Origin of the sequence: Oerskovia rustica, assembly GCF_014836555.1 — a bacterium.
Lineage (GTDB): Bacteria > Actinomycetota > Actinomycetes > Actinomycetales > Cellulomonadaceae > Oerskovia > Oerskovia rustica.
Genome location: NZ_JACSQQ010000023.1, coordinates 1 through 14,357 on the forward strand (window position 1 = coordinate 1; position 14,357 = coordinate 14,357).

13 protein-coding genes are annotated in these 14,357 nt (G+C 72.8%); 8 read left to right on the forward strand and 5 right to left on the reverse strand.

The window, feature by feature from the left end:
• The first annotated feature begins 183 nt into the window (after window positions 1-183).
• Window positions 184-1,059, forward strand: coding sequence for a zinc metalloprotease HtpX (gene htpX / locus H9652_RS13525; protein WP_191796706.1), 876 nt, complete (start codon window positions 184-186; stop codon window positions 1,057-1,059).
• A 56-nt stretch (window positions 1,060-1,115) separates the two neighbouring features.
• Here the strand turns inward: htpX and H9652_RS13530 are convergent, their stop codons facing one another.
• The 3 genes from H9652_RS13530 to H9652_RS13540 form a co-directional block, all read right to left on the reverse strand.
• Complete coding sequence (locus tag H9652_RS13530) at window positions 1,116-2,150, reverse strand: alpha/beta hydrolase family protein (RefSeq protein ID WP_191796707.1); 1,035 nt, start codon at window positions 2,148-2,150, stop codon at window positions 1,116-1,118.
• Window positions 2,150-3,001, reverse strand: a complete 852-nt coding sequence (locus H9652_RS13535; RefSeq protein WP_191796708.1) for an HAD family hydrolase — start codon at window positions 2,999-3,001, stop codon at window positions 2,150-2,152. Before H9652_RS13535 ends, H9652_RS13530 begins: the two co-directional genes overlap by 1 nt.
• A 218-nt stretch (window positions 3,002-3,219) precedes the next feature.
• Window positions 3,220-3,714 carry a YajQ family cyclic di-GMP-binding protein gene (locus H9652_RS13540; protein WP_191796709.1) on the reverse strand — a complete coding sequence of 165 codons (495 nt, stop codon included), beginning with the start codon at window positions 3,712-3,714 and terminating at the stop codon, window positions 3,220-3,222.
• Between the two features lie 137 nt (window positions 3,715-3,851).
• On the opposite strand from H9652_RS13540, the gene H9652_RS13545 reads away from it, so the two are divergent.
• Window positions 3,852-5,099 carry an alpha/beta fold hydrolase gene (locus tag H9652_RS13545; RefSeq protein ID WP_191796710.1) on the forward strand — a complete coding sequence of 416 codons (1,248 nt, stop codon included), beginning with the start codon at window positions 3,852-3,854 and terminating at the stop codon, window positions 5,097-5,099.
• Here the strand turns inward: H9652_RS13545 and H9652_RS13550 are convergent.
• Both H9652_RS13550 and H9652_RS13555 read right to left on the reverse strand, forming a co-directional pair.
• Window positions 5,054-5,554: a protein-tyrosine phosphatase family protein gene (locus H9652_RS13550; RefSeq protein WP_191796711.1), complete on the reverse strand. Its 501-nt coding sequence runs from the start codon at window positions 5,552-5,554 to the stop codon at window positions 5,054-5,056. The two genes, H9652_RS13545 and H9652_RS13550, sit on opposite strands and share 46 nt — an antisense overlap.
• A gap of 33 nt (window positions 5,555-5,587) precedes the next feature.
• Window positions 5,588-5,977: a phage holin family protein gene (locus H9652_RS13555; RefSeq protein ID WP_191796712.1), complete on the reverse strand. Its 390-nt coding sequence runs from the start codon at window positions 5,975-5,977 to the stop codon at window positions 5,588-5,590.
• A gap of 129 nt (window positions 5,978-6,106) precedes the next feature.
• On the opposite strand from H9652_RS13555, the gene hisC reads away from it, so the two are divergent.
• The 6 genes from hisC to H9652_RS13585 all read left to right on the forward strand — a co-directional run bounded on the left by hisC (window position 6,107) and on the right by H9652_RS13585 (window position 14,279).
• Window positions 6,107-7,204: a histidinol-phosphate transaminase gene (gene hisC, locus H9652_RS13560; protein ID WP_318244171.1), complete on the forward strand. Its 1,098-nt coding sequence runs from the start codon at window positions 6,107-6,109 to the stop codon at window positions 7,202-7,204.
• A gap of 50 nt (window positions 7,205-7,254) precedes the next feature.
• The gene (locus H9652_RS13565) at window positions 7,255-7,536 is read left to right on the forward strand and encodes a DUF805 domain-containing protein (protein ID WP_225228235.1); all 282 of its coding nucleotides are present in this window, start codon (window positions 7,255-7,257) and stop codon (window positions 7,534-7,536) included.
• Between the two features lie 377 nt (window positions 7,537-7,913).
• Entirely contained in the window at window positions 7,914-9,110 is a 1,197-nt protein-coding gene (pdhA, locus tag H9652_RS13570) for a pyruvate dehydrogenase (acetyl-transferring) E1 component subunit alpha (RefSeq protein ID WP_404822030.1), read from the forward strand.
• On the forward strand, window positions 9,107-10,129 hold the full coding sequence (locus tag H9652_RS13575) for an alpha-ketoacid dehydrogenase subunit beta (protein WP_191796714.1): 1,023 nt from the start codon (window positions 9,107-9,109) through the stop codon (window positions 10,127-10,129). The genes pdhA and H9652_RS13575 overlap by 4 nt, the downstream gene beginning before the upstream one ends.
• Before the next feature lie 67 nt (window positions 10,130-10,196).
• Complete coding sequence (locus H9652_RS13580; protein WP_191796715.1) at window positions 10,197-11,636, forward strand: dihydrolipoamide acetyltransferase family protein; 1,440 nt, start codon at window positions 10,197-10,199, stop codon at window positions 11,634-11,636.
• Between the two features lie 306 nt (window positions 11,637-11,942).
• Window positions 11,943-14,279, forward strand: coding sequence for a choice-of-anchor A family protein (locus tag H9652_RS13585; protein ID WP_191796716.1), 2,337 nt, complete (start codon window positions 11,943-11,945; stop codon window positions 14,277-14,279).
• Window positions 14,280-14,357: the final 78 nt, after the last annotated feature.

Here is a 14,357-nt window from a genome sequence, read left to right on the forward strand (position 1 = left end):
GCACCTCGACGGCGCCCCGCCCACCCGGGCCGGGCGCCGTCGTCGTCCCCGGATGACCTGCGAGGCAGCAGGGCGGCGCACCACCGCTGCTGCGAGGTCGGAGGGAACCCCCCGCGTGCGCCGAGCGTTCTCCCGGTGGATGCTCGCACCACGGCATCCTGTGCTCGACGGAAGGGGCTGAGCGTGGGTCATCAGCATTTCAACGGTCTGAAGACCGCAGGGCTCTTCGGGATCATGTGGGTCGTGATCCTGGGCCTGTGGGCCGTGTTCGGACGGTCGGCCAGCACGTTGTGGATCTTCGTCGCGATCGGTCTCGTGACCACGGCGTACGGCTACTGGAACTCCGACAAGATCGCGATCAGGGCCATGCACGCGCGGCCCGTGAGCGAGCTCGAGCAGCCCGTGATGTACAGGATCGTGCGTGAGCTCTCGACCGCCGCTCGCCAACCCATGCCCAAGCTGTACGTCTCGCCCACGCAGGCCCCCAACGCGTTCGCGACGGGCCGCAACCCCAAGAACGCCGCAGTGTGCTGCACCGAGGGCATCCTGGTCCTCCTCGACGAGCGCGAGCTCCGCGGCGTCCTGGGGCACGAGCTCATGCACGTGTACAACCGCGACATCCTCACGTCGTCAGTGGCGAGCGCCATGGCCGGCGTCATCACGTCGCTCGCCCAGTTCCTGCTGATCTTCGGCGGCAACCGCGAACGGGGCGGCAACCCCTTGGCGGCCCTCGCGATGGCGGTCCTCGCGCCCGTGGCGGCGATGGTGATCCAGCTCGCGATCTCCCGGACGCGCGAGTACGACGCCGACGAGGACGGGGCCAAGCTCACGGGCGACCCGCTCGCGCTCGCGTCCGCGCTGCGCAAGCTCGAGCAGGGGACGGCGCGGGCTCCGCTGCCGCAGAACCGCGACCTGGTCGACGTCTCGCACGTCATGATCGCCAACCCGTTCCGCGGCGCGGGCGTCGCGAAGATGTTCGCGACGCACCCGCCCATGGCCGACCGCATCCAGCGCCTCGAGCGCATGGCGGGCCAGCAGGGCGGCATCACGCGCTACTGAGCCCGTGTCGCCGGAGGTCTCTGCCGCCGAGGGAGCGCCGTGTCGACGAGCTCCCTCTATCTCGCGGCCCCGGCCGGTGCGATGCCACGCTCGGCCAGCCAGTCGCGCACCGCGGCCCACGCGCCCGAGCGGGGGTTCTGGGGCGACAGGTGGTCCTCGCCGGGGATGACCGCGAGCGTCACGTCGTCCCCGGCCGCCCGCGCCGCCTCGGCGTAGTCGGTCGCGACCGAGGGCAGGACGACGGCGTCCAGGTCGCCGGTCGTGACGAGCGTCGGGACACCGAGCGGGAGCCGTGCGGTGGGGGACGCCAGGTCGTACCGGTCGTCCGTGACCTCGCTCGTCGAGCCGCCCATGAGGGCCTCGACCGGCCCCCGCGACCCGTGCACGGCCCCTGCGTCCAGCAGGTCGTTCACGCCCGCCTGGGTGACCACGAGGTCGGGCCGGACGAGCGGGGAGGCGCCGGGGGCGCCGTCGGGCAGGGTGTGCCGGGCCGCGAGCCACAGTGCCATGGTCCCGCCCGCGGAGTGCCCGACGACGGCCACGCGCCCGGGTGTCAGGCCCACGGTCGCGAGAGCCTCGGGGAGCAGGTCGAGACCCGCCGCCACGTCCTCGAACGTGCCTGGCCACCCGCCCTCGTCGGCGGGGTCGGCCGCGCCCACCCCGCGGTAGTCGAGGTTCCACACCACGATGCCGTCGTCGGTGAGGTCGCGGGCCACCGGGGCCTCGGACGAACGGTCGTACTCGGCGGCCCAGCCGCCGCCGTGGACCAGGACGACGACGTCGACGCTCTCTCCCGCCCCCTCGACCTCCGTGGTCTCGGACGGCGTACGCAGTTCCTCGGTGCTCGCGGCGAGCGACGCGGGCAGGATCAGGTCGGCCGTCTGGGCCGGGCGCGGGCCGTAGGAGAACGTGGTGAGCATCGCGCCGTCGGGCGCGGTGGTCGGCGCGGGCACCTGCGTATCCGCAGGGGCGGGGCTCGTGCACCCGGTGGTCGCGAGCGCGAGCGCGAGGATGAGCGCTGCCGCCCGGCCTCGTCGGCGGTTCGCGGCCGAGGACGCCTGCCGGCGCCCGGTGCCCTGTCGAGCGCCCATCAGATGCCCTGCCGACCGGTCGCCGTCGGGTTGCTCGCCGACGGGCTCGACCCGTCGAGCAGCCGCTCCAGGGCGACGGCGACACCGTCCTCGTCGTTCGACGCCGTCACGTGGGTCGCGGCCTCGAGCACCTCCGGGTGCGCGTTCGCTACGGCGTACGAGGTTCCTGCCCAGGTGAGCATCGGGAGGTCGTTGGGCATGTCGCCGAACGCCCAGACCTCGTGGGCCCCGATGCCGTGGGACGAGGACCAGGCGGCCAGGGCGCCGGCCTTGGTCACGTCGGGAGGGAGGAGCTCTGCGAGCCCCGCGGCCCCGGAGAACGCGAGCAGGGCACGGTCGCCCACGACGTCGAGCACCTGCTCGAAGAACTCGTCCTGGCCCAGGGCGTCCGTGCGCGCGAGCAGCTTGGCGACGGGGGAGCCGAGCGCGCGCTCGACCGGCCCGCGCCAGGAGTCCGGCATGTCCTCCTCGTGCCGGAACGTCGCGTCGAACACCGGGCCGTCGACCTGCTCGACGGCGAGCGCGACACCGGGCACCGCGGCGCGCAGGTCGCGGACCACGTCACGCAGCGCGGGCAGGGCGAAGCCGCGGGACTCGACGACCTGGCGCGTGCCGACGTCGTACACGCACGCGCCACCCAGGCAGATGATCACGCCGTGGCCGCCCACCAGGCGCCCGACCTCGGTCAGCCAGCGGGGCGGGCGGGCCGTGACGAACACGACCTGCGTCCCGGCCTCGTCCAGAGCCTCCAAGACCTCGCGCGTGCGCGCCGAGACCGTGCCGTCCGAGCGCAGGAGCGTCCCGTCGAGGTCCGTCGCGACCACACGGGGCCGGCGCAGGGGGCTGGTCATGCGGGGTGTCCAGCAGTGCGGGCCGGGACGGCGCGGGGGACCCCGTGGCTCAGCACGGGCGTCGCCGGGAGTCGGAGAGTGTCCACGCCGTGAGTCTAGGTCCGCGCTGGAGCGACACGCCCGCACGCTGCGGGCGTGACACGGCGGGGCCCGGCACGCGGACGGGCGCGCCGCCGTCGGGCAGGAGCCCGAGCAGCGACGCGCCCGTCAGGAGGTGGTCAGCGGTAGTTCGTGAACTGCACCGCGAAGTCCAGGTCGGCACCCTTGAGCAGCGTCTGGACGGCCTGGAGGTCGTCGCGCGACTTGCTCGTCGCGCGGACCTCGTCGCCCGTGATCTGGGTCTTGACGCCCTTGGGGCCTTCCTCGCGGATGATCTTGGTGACCTTCTTCGCGTTCTCGCCCGCGAGGCCCTCCTTGAGCACGCCCTCGAGGCGGTACTCCTTGCCCGACAGCTTGGGCTCGTTCTCGCCCGTGTCGAACGCCTTGAGCGAGATGCCGCGCTTGATGAGCTTGGTCTGGAAGACGTCGAGGATCGCGAGGACGCGCTCCTCGGAGTTCGCGATCATGACGATCTTCTCGCCGCTCCAGGCGATCGACGCGCCGATGTTCTTGAAGTCGTAGCGCGTCTGGATCTCCTTGATCGCCTGGTTGAGGGCGTTGTCGACCTCCTGGCGGTCGACCTTGCTGACGATGTCCATCGATGAATCGGCCACGGTGCTCTCCTGACGCGGTAGGTGGGGTGGTCTGGGGTCAACGGTAGTGGGCGGGTGGCCCGGGCGTTGCCGCGGGGCCGGCCCCCGGGGGTCCCGCGGCGGCCCCCCCCCCCGGCCCCGGGGCCTCGTCGGCGTGGGTGCCCGTCCCGCCCGAGGTCGTCGCCGCCCGCTCCGCGCTGCTCGACGAGACCGTGGCCTACACCGACGCGCTGATCCGGGCGCGGGAGGTGCTCCTGGGGCTGTTCGACCGGCTCCGGAAGGCCGCCGGGATCTACGAGGAGGGCGAGTCGGGCGCGGAGCGCTTCCTCTCGTGGCTCGCGGGCATCCCCGGGACCGGGGTCGGGCTGACGGTGGGAGCAGGGCTCGCGAACGTCGCGGTGTGGGCGGCCGCGGGGCGCGGCGTCCGCTGGGACCGGTTCGTCAGCGGATCCGGGGCGTATCACGACGAGGCCGTCCGTGACCTGGGCACCGTCCTCACGGTCCTGAGTCCTGTGCCGGACCTCGAGGGGCGCTCGGACGTGGGAGAGGCCGCGGGCATGCTGCGTGGTGTGTCCGACTCCTACCGGCGGAACTTCGCCCCGGAGGTCGTCACGACCGAGCTGACGGACGACACCCTGCCCGACGGTTTCAGCAAGCCCGCCGCGCGCAGCGCGGAGGATCTCCTGTCCGGGATCGACGTGGTCTACGGCAAGGGCAACGACCTCCCGGACTCGGTCGTCTCGGTCGAGAAGTACGTCGGCGACGACCACCGGGCGACGTGGGTGGTGACGGTGCCCGGGACGCAGCTCGGCAGGCTGACGACACCGTTCAGCATGACGTCGAACTTCGACCTGGTGCAGGGGGAGCCCGCTGACAGCACCGCGCACGTCCTCGACGCGATGCGCCAGGCGGAGATCCCCGAGGGGGAGGAGGTCGTCCTCGTGGGCCACTCGCAGGGCGGCATGGTCGCGATGGCCGTCGCGGCGGCAGCGACCGGTGCGAGGGGGGCTGCGGGCTCGGCAGGAGCCGTGCCCCGCTACGACGTCCGTCAGGTCTTGACGGCCGGGGCGCCGGTCGGGCTGGCGGCCTTGCCCTCAGGCGTCCGCGCCACGCACGTCGAGAACGAGCAGGAGGTGATCTCGCAGTTCGACGGCACCGACAACCCGGTCGGTCCGCACCAGGTCACGGTCCGCGCGGACCTCGACGCCCCGGGGGCGCCCAGGAGAGAGAGCCGCATCCCGCACGGCGTGCCGCATCACGTCGACGTCCTGAGCCGAGCCCGGGGGATCGGCCACCCAGGTCTCATGGACAACCTCGACGCGCTCGAGAAGGCCGTCTCGGGTGACCGCGTCGAGGCGCGCTACTTCCGTGGGGCGCTCGACCCGTTGCCGGTCGCGCCGCCATGACCCCGGGGGGAGTGAGAGGGGTCCCGGTCCAGGTCGAGGCGGGCGACGAGACGCTCCTGCGCCGCGGTCTCGACCGCGCGCGGACGGTAGCCGGCGCGCACCCACGCCACGGCGTCGTCGGCGGGCACCCCTGCCCACCGTGCGAGGAGCGCGATCGCTGTGCCCGTGCGCCCGGTGCCGCCGTCGCACGCGATCTCGGCGCGGGACAGGGCCGAGCGTTCGTACACGTCGCGGAGCGCCTCGACCGCGTCCGACGTCGAACGGGGCAGGCCGAAGTCTGGCCAGGAGACCCACCGGGACTCCCAGGCCTCCGCGTGCGGGCGTGCCGTGAGGTAGAGCCCGACCTCAGGGAGCTCGGTGTCGTCGGGAGGCCCGGCGGCCAGGCCACGGCCGCGGACGCGGCGTCCGTCGGGCAGGACGACGAGTCCGGCCGTGGTGCTGCTCCAGAGGCTCATGGTCGCCCGTGGTCGAGGTCGGGCCCGGCAGGTTCAGACCCGCGACTTGGGTGCGACCACCGCGGAGATGAGGAAGTTCAGGACGCCGATGATGAGCGCGGCGAGCAGCGCCCACCAGAACCCGCCCTCGATCCGGATGCCCCAGTTGGTCTGCTCGGTGATCCACGCCGTGAGCATCAGCATGAGGGCGTTCACGACGAGCGTGAACAGGCCCAGCGTGAGGATGTAGAGCGGGATCGAGATGATCTGCACGATCGGCTTGATGATCGCGTTGACCAGCGAGTAGATGAGGGCCACGGCGAGGACGATCACGATCTGGCCGCCGACGGAGTCGGAGCCGACGATCGAGAAGTGGTCGTCGATGAACAGGCTCGTGAGCCAGATCGCGATGCCGGTGACGATGACGCGGATGACGAAGCTCATGCGTGCCATCCTGCCACCGGCCGCCGGGAGTCGGCGTCCACACACGCGGTCTCGCGCCCGAAGCCCGCACCCGGCTCACGAGGTGAGCGACGCCGTCGGGCAGCGGGGGACGGTGGCATCCTGGAGGGCGTGACCAGCCCAGCGCCCTCCGTGCCCACGCCCCCCGCCGCAGGCGTCCCCCTCCGTGCCGCCGTCGCCGCGCTGCCTGCCTACGTGCCGGGCGCGCGCCTCGCACCCGGGTCGAGCGCGTTCAAGCTGTCGTCCAACGAGAACCCGTACCCGCCGCCCGCCGCGGTCGTCGCGGCGATCGTCGACGCGGCCGCGGACACCAACCGCTACCCGGACATGTACGCGACGGACCTGACCGAGGCGCTCGCGACCGACCTGGGCGTGGACGCGGCGCAGGTCGTCGTGGGCAACGGCTCGGTGGCCGTGCTCGCGCACATCCTCTCGGCAGTCGTGGACGCGGGCGACGAGGTCGTCTACCCGTGGCGTTCGTTCGAGGCGTACCCGATCGCGGTCGCGGTCGCGGGCGGCACCTCGGTGCGCGTCCCGGTGACCCGGGACGGTCGGCTCGACCTGCCCGCGATGGCCGCGGCGGTCAGCGACCGCACGCGCGTCGTCCTGGTCTGCACGCCCAACAACCCGACGGGCCCCGTGGTGCACGCGGGCGAGCTCGACGCGTTCCTCGCGGCGGTCCCGTCCGACGTCCTGGTGGTCCTCGACGAGGCCTACCTGGAGTTCGTGCGTGACCCGCAGGCGCCCGACGGCCTCGCGGTCCTCGCGGCGCACCCCAACGTGGTCCTGCTGCGCACGCTGTCCAAGGCGTACGGCCTGGCCGGGCTGCGCGTCGGCTACGCGGTCGCCGAGCCCGCGCTGGCGGCGGGCGTCCGCGCGGTCTCTACGCCGTTCGGTGTCTCGCACGTGGCCCAGCGAGCGGCGCTCGCGGCCCTGTCGGTCAAGGACGAGCTGCTCGAGCGCGTCGAGCACCTGGTCTCGCGGCGCGAGCGCCTGGTCGAGGGGCTGCGGGACCAGGGGTGGGACCTGCCGGAGACGCAGGCGAACTTCGTGTGGTTCCCGCTCGGTGGCCCGACGGCGGAGCTCGCCGCGGGTGCGTCGGCCGCGGGTCTCCTGGTGCGCCCGTTCGCGGGCGAGGGCATCCGGGTGAGCGTGGGCGAGGAGGAGGCGACCGAGGCGTTCCTGAGGGTCGCGGCGAGCTGGAGGTAGCGGCACCGGTACCTGTTGCCGGAGGGGTCCACCGGGAGAAGACTCCCGGTATGGACACTCCCTCGTACGACCAGCTCCAGGACGACTACGGCTGGCTCTTCGGCACGGCCGCGCTGATCGTCTGGGCGGCCGTCGCGATCATCTTCCTGATCGCCTACATCCAGATCATCCGCAAGGCCGGCTACTCGGGGTGGTGGGTCCTCGTGGGGATCGTGCCGCTGCTGAACGTCGTGATGTTCCTGGTGTTCGCGTTCTCGACGTGGCCGGTCGTCCGGGAGCGGGACGCCCTCCGCGCGAGGGCGGGGTACACCGGCCAGTATCCGCAGGGCTGACCCCCGAGTCTCGTCGTGCGGACAGGCACCGACGTACGGGGCGAGGGGCCTGGGGGAGGCGGGGCACCCCGGGCTTCTGAGGGGTAGCGCCAACCGTTCTGCCCGTGACGCCCTGGTTCGCGGCGTGACGCGGACGTCGGGTTGGAGGGAACCTCCAAAGACGAGCGGGGGAGGTTTGTCCTCCAATGGCGGAGGAGGCTACGGGCTCGTAGCCTACGCTTGCGTAAGCTACGGTGTCGTAGGTTCGGTCGGGAACGGCCGAGGACCGCCCCCGAGCGACCCGGGCTCACGCCTCGGGCCGCACCGAAGGAGAACGCGTGAACCAGCAGCACACGGCCCCCGCGGCCGACCTCGCAGCCGAGCCTGCCGGCGGTCCCCTGGCGGCCTCGACGGACTCCGGCACGACGGACACCGGGGCGACGCTCCCCGTCGACGCGGACCTCCTCCAGCTCCTGACCCCGACCGGCGTGCGGGTCGAGACCCCGGAGAACGCGGCCTATCGCGAGCGCGTCGCCCACCTGGACGCCGACGCCCTGCGCGGCCTGTACCGCGACATGGTCCTGACCCGCCGCTTCGACGACGAGTCGACCTCGCTGCAGCGTCAGGGCGAGCTCGGACTCTTCCCGCAGGCGCTCGGCCAGGAGGCCGCGCAGATCGGCTCGGGCCGGGCGCTCGCCCCGCAGGACTACGTCTTCCCGTCCTACCGCGAGCACGGGGTCGCGTACACGCGCGGCGTCGACGTCGCGGACATCCTGCGCCAGTTCCGCGGCATCGACCACGGCGGCTGGGACCCGGACGAGCACAACTTCCACCTCTACACGCTCGTGATCGGCTCGCACACGCTGCACGCGACGGGCTACGCGATGGGCGTCCAGCGCGACGGGCTCGTCGGCACGGGCGACGCGACCAAGGACACCGCGGTCGTGACGTACTTCGGCGACGGCGCCACGTCCCAGGGCGACGTGAGCGAGGCCCTCGTCTTCGCCGCGGTCAACGAGTCCCCGGTCGTGTTCTTCTGCCAGAACAACCAGTGGGCCATCTCCGAGCCGACGACCAAGCAGTCGCGCGTGCCGATCCACCAGCGCGCCCACGGCTTCGGCATCCCGAGCCTGCGGGTCGACGGCAACGACGTCCTGGCGTGCTACGCCGCGACGGCCGAGGCCCTCGAGCGCGCGCACTCGGGCGGGGGCCCCACGTTCATCGAGGCCTACACGTACCGCATGGGTGCCCACACGACCTCGGACGACCCCACGCGCTACCGCACCTCCGAGCAGGAGGAGCTGTGGCGCCGTCGGGACCCCATCGACCGTCTGCGCCTCCTCCTGGAGGCCGAGGGCGCCTGGGACGAGCAGTGGGCCGCGGACCTCGAGGCCGAGGGTGACGCGCTCGGCGAGCGCCTGCGGACGTTCGTCCGCGGCCTGGGCCGCCCGTCGACCGAGTCGATGTTCGAGCACGTGTACGCGACCGAGCACGCGGTCGTCACGGCCGAGCGCCGGTGGTTCGAGGAGTACGAGGCGTCCTTCACGGACGAGGGAGCCTCGAGGACGCACGACCAGCACGGAGGAGCACGATGAGCGCGCCGACCACCACCGCACCGGCCACGGCGACCGGCACGGCCCGCCTCACGCTGGGCAAGGCCATCAACGAGGGCATGCGCGCCTCGCTCGCGGGCGACCCCAAGGTCCTGCTCATGGGCGAGGACATCGGCAGGCTCGGCGGCGTCTTCCGCGTGACCGACGGGCTCCAGGCGAGCTTCGGCGAGGACCGCGTGGTCGACACCCCGCTCGCCGAGTCCGGCATCGTCGGGACCGCGATCGGCCTCGCGCTGCGCGGCTACCGGCCCGTGTGCGAGATCCAGTTCGACGGCTTCATCTTCCCGGCCTACGACCAGATCACGACGCAGCTCGCCAAGATGCACTACCGCTCGCGCGGGCGTCTCAACCTTCCCGTGGTGATCCGCGTGCCGTTCGGCGGCGGTATCGGCGCGGTCGAGCACCACAGCGAGAGCCCCGAGGCGCTGTTCGCGCACACCCCCGGGCTGCGCGTCGTCTCGCCGTCGACGCCGCAGGACGCGTACACGATGATCCGCGAGGCCATCGCGTCCCCGGACCCCGTGCTGTTCTTCGAGCCCAAGGGACGTTACTGGGACAAGGGCGACGTCGTGCTCGACGGCCCCGTGGGCGACTCGACGCTCAACTCCGCGGTCGTGGTGCGCGAGGGCACGGACCTGACGCTCGTCGCGTACGGCCCCACGGTCCCGACCGCGCTCAAGGCGGCGGCCGCGGCCGCCGCCGAGGGGACGAGCATCGAGGTCGTCGACCTGCGCAACATCTCGCCGCTCGACACCGCGACGGTCGTCGCGTCGGTCCGCAGGACCGGGCGCTGCGTCGTGGTGCACGAGGCCGCCACGTTCCTCGGCTCGGGCGCCGAGATCGCCGCACGCGTGACCGAGGAGTGCTTCTACGAGCTCGAGTCCCCCGTGCTGCGCGTGGGCGGCTTCCACACGCCGTACCCGGTCGCGAAGCTCGAGCACGAGTACCTGCCGAGCCTCGACCGGGTCCTGGACGCGGTCGACCGCGCCATGGCGTTCTAGCCTCGGCCCGCTCGGCCCGTCGCACCACCCCCTGACCACAGCAGCACGACCACCCGAGGAGCAGGCAGTGCCCACCTTCGAGCAGTTCAAGCTCCCTGACGCCGGCGAAGGACTCACCGAGGCGGAGATCGTGCAGTGGCACGTCGCCGTCGGTGACGAGGTCACGGTCAACCAGACGATCGTGGAGATCGAGACGGCCAAGTCGCTCGTCGAGCTCCCGTCCCCCTACACGGGCGTCGTCACCGAGCTGCTCGTCGCCGAGGGCGACACGGTCGAGGTCGGCGTGCCGATCATCGTGGTCGACACGGACCCGACGGGCGAGCCGTCGGCGCCCGCTCCCGCCGCCCCCGCGGCCGAGGCACCTGCTGCCGAGGGTGGCGGCGCCGTGCTCGTCGGCTACGGCGTCGCCGAGCAGGCGAGCGCGCGTCGCCCGCGCCGGGCCGCCGCTGCGTCCGCCGGCCCGACGGCGGAGCGCCCCGCTCCCGTCGCCGCGCCTCCCGCTCGGGCGCCCCCGGCCCCCGCCGTCGCGCCGGCGCGCCCGGCGCCGTCGGGCCCCCTCCGTGCCCTGGTCTCCGCCGCGACCGCCGGCCGGACCGTCCTCGCCAAGCCCCCCGTGCGCAAGCTCGCGCGCGACCTGGGCGTCGAGCTCGCGTCCGTGCCCGCGACCGGTCCCGGCGGGATCATCACGCGCGAGGACGTCCTCGCCTACAACGCACGCTCCGAGCCGCGCACGCTCGCCACCTACGCGGGCGACGACTCGCCCTGGCTCAACGACGCAGGTACGGGCTCGTCCGTGACCCCCGACGGACGCCAGACGCGCGTACCCGTGAAGTCCGTCCGCAAGCGCACGGCCGAGGCCATGGTCCAGAGCGCTTTCACGGCCCCGCACGTGACCGAGTTCCACACGGTCGACGTCACCAAGACCATGAAGCTCGTCGCGAAGCTCCGTGAGGACCGCGAGTTCAAGGACGTGCGCGTCACGCCCCTGCTCATCACGGCCCGCGCGCTGCTGCTCGCGGTGCGCCGCCACCCCGACATCAACGCGAGCTGGGACGAGGCCGCGCAGGAGATCGTCTACAAGCACTACGTGAACCTGGGGATCGCGGCCGCGACGCCGCGCGGGCTCGTCGTGCCCAACATCAAGGACGCCCACCGCCTCGACCTCAAGGGCCTCGCGCAGGGGCTCGCCGACCTCACGGCCACGGCCCGGGCCGGCCGCACGTCGCCCGCCGACATGTCGGACGGGACCATCACGATCACCAACGTGGGCGTTTTCGGGATCGACACCGGCACCCCGATCCTCAACCCGGGCGAGGCCGCGATCCTCGCGTTCGGCGCGATCCGCGAGCAGCCCTGGGTCCACAAGGGCAAGATCAAGAAGCGCTGGGTCACGCAGCTCGCGCTGAGCTTCGACCACCGCCTGGTCGACGGCGCGCTCGGTGCGTACGTCCTCGCCGACGTCGCGAAGATCCTCGAGGACCCGGCCCAGGCGCTCGTCTGGGGCTGACGGCTCCGCGGACCACCGGGAGGGAGCGCGCAGGGCGACCTGCGCGCTCCCTCTCCTCGTGCCCCCGATGAGCCGGAGCAGGCCGGGCACCGGACGGCAGCGCTCGAGCACTACCGCCGGGCCGCCGCGCACGCCACGAGCACCCCGGAACAGCGGCACCTCGCCGCCCAGGTGGCGGGTCCGGCGCAGTCCTGACGTCCGGTCCAGGTCGGGCACCTCGCGGTTCACCGGGACGAATCCCTACCGGTTGCCCGGTCTCCCGCTTGACCAGAGACTGTCAGGACTCGACGAGGAAGGGCGTGCCCGATGACGAACACCCGCTCCCCCGAAGGCTTGACCTCGCGTCGACGGCTGGTCGCCTCGACGTCGGTCCTCGCCCTGACGGCCGCCCTGACCCTCGGGGCCGCGACGGTCGGACCGTTCGTCGCGCCGGCCGCCGCCGACCAGCTCCCGACGTGCCCCGACGAGGACAACGACGGGACCGTGGGGCCGCCCCTGTTCACCGACAACGCCGTCTCGGTGTACGTCGGCGGGGACTTCACGGCGAACGAGAACGCGGCCGAGAGCGAGGGGCTGCTCGTGGTCCACGGCGACGCGAGCTTCGAGCGGGCCGGGATCTTCAACGTCGGGATCGTGGGGGCCGGCTCGGGCTCGGCGCCCACCCCCGGTTCGACCATGCTGGCCGTGGGCGGGAACCTGACCATCGGTCCCTCGTCGACGGTCGACGTCGGCGCGGGGGCTACGGGTGGCGGCGCCGTGCACGCCGGGGGAGGCATCGAGGACGAGTCCCGGCTCGTGACGAACGGCGCGGGGGCCACCGAGAACATGGGGCTGGGGCCGGCGCTGGACCCCTACGACCCGGGCGTGTTCCCCGGGGAGATGGTCACGGTCTCGGGTGAGCTGGCCGCGCTCTCGGTGAACGGGGCGACCGCGGCGTCGGACGGCACGGTGATCTTCACCGCGGGCCCCGACGACCCGGCGCACTCAGGGCTCCAGGTCTTCACGATCGACGCCGCGACCCTGAACGGCAAGACCGCCGTCCAGTTCAACGGCATCCCGGACGGCGACTCGATCGTGGTCAACGTGACCGGCGGACCCGTGACCTTCTCGCCGCAGGACTTCACGGCCGACGGCGTGCGGGTCGACGCGTTCGGCTTCCCCGGCTTCAGCGCCTTCGCGTCGAGCCTGATGTGGAACTTCACGGGGGACACCGACGTGTCGATCGGTCAGAACGGCCAGTTCATGGGCTCGATCATGGGCCCTGGTATCAACCTCACGGCGACGACCAGCACCAACGGCCGCATCCTCGTCGGGGGCGACTACACGATGGGCGGCGCGGGTACCGAGCACCACAACTACCCCTGGAACTACGCGTTCCCGTGCGACGACGACGTGCCGCCCCTCCCGACCGAGGTCGGGTCGGTGACGGTGACCAAGTCCGTGGCACCGGGCTCGGGTCTGACGAACCTCGTCTTCACGGGGTCGGCGCGCTGCACCCTCGAGGACGGCTCGGTCTTCATCACCGGCTGGTCGGTCAAGGCCGACGAGGTCACGGTCTTCGGCAACCTCCCGGTGGGCGTGACGTGCGAGATCCTCGAGGACCTCGACGGCATCTACGAGGAGGTCGACGGGGTGCTCGTCCCCGTGGACGTGGGGGACAGGCAGTGGGCCGACCCGGTGTTCACGATCGACGGCGAGGCGACCGACACGTTCACGATCGAGACGGTCGGCCAGAACATCACGATCGGCCTGGTCAACACCCTGCTCGGTACGGTCGACCTGACGAAGGCCGTGTCCGGACCCGAGGGTGGGTACGTCGGTGACCGGACGTTCGACGTCGACTGGCAGTGCTCGGCCGGGGCCTTCGTGGACGGCGTCGCCGTCGCGCCGGCCGTGACGTCCGGGACCGTGAGCCTTGCGGCAGGCGCGACGGTCCGCCCCGACGTCGGCGGTGACGAGGCGTGGTTCCCGGTCGGGACCACGTGCACCTTCACGGAGGCGCCGCTCACCGAGGAGCCCGGGGACTTCGCCGCGAGCACCTACGAGTGGACGGGCTCCGACGTCGACCCCACGGACGTCGTGATCGGCACGGGTGAGACGGGGATCGTCGCGGTCACCGTGACCAACACGTTCCGCAGCACCGTCGGCGGGTTCGAGATCGCGAAGGCGCTCGACGGGGACGCCGCCGCCCAGGTGCCCGCGGACACCGTGTTCACGGTGCGCTACTCCTACGCCCTCAACGGCACGACCGTCAGCCAGGACGTCCAGGTGCCCGCGGACGGAACCCCCGTGGCCGGGCCGCAGGACCTGCCCGAGGGCACGGTCGTCACGTTCGAGGAGATCGCGCTGCCGGGCGTCCCGGGGATCACCTGGGGGACGCCGACCATCACGGTCGACGGTCAGGCCACGAACCGGCTCGTGGTGGGCGGTGGCTCCTCGGCCGAGGTCGTCGTGACCAACGCGGCCGACGCCGTGCCGACCCCCACGCCGACGCCCACCCCGTCCGACCCGACGATCCCCGACGGCGACCTCGCCACGACGGGCGCGGACATCGCGATGATCGCCGGGCTGTCGGTGCTGTTCGTCGCGGTCGGCCTCGCGGCGGTCGTCGCCCGCCGACGCTGGACGTCGGGCACGAAGTAGCTCGTGCGGCCCGCGCCGACCCGGAGAGGAGGCGCGGGCCGAGGACGAACGAGGAGGGGGGGGGGGGGGGGGGGGGGG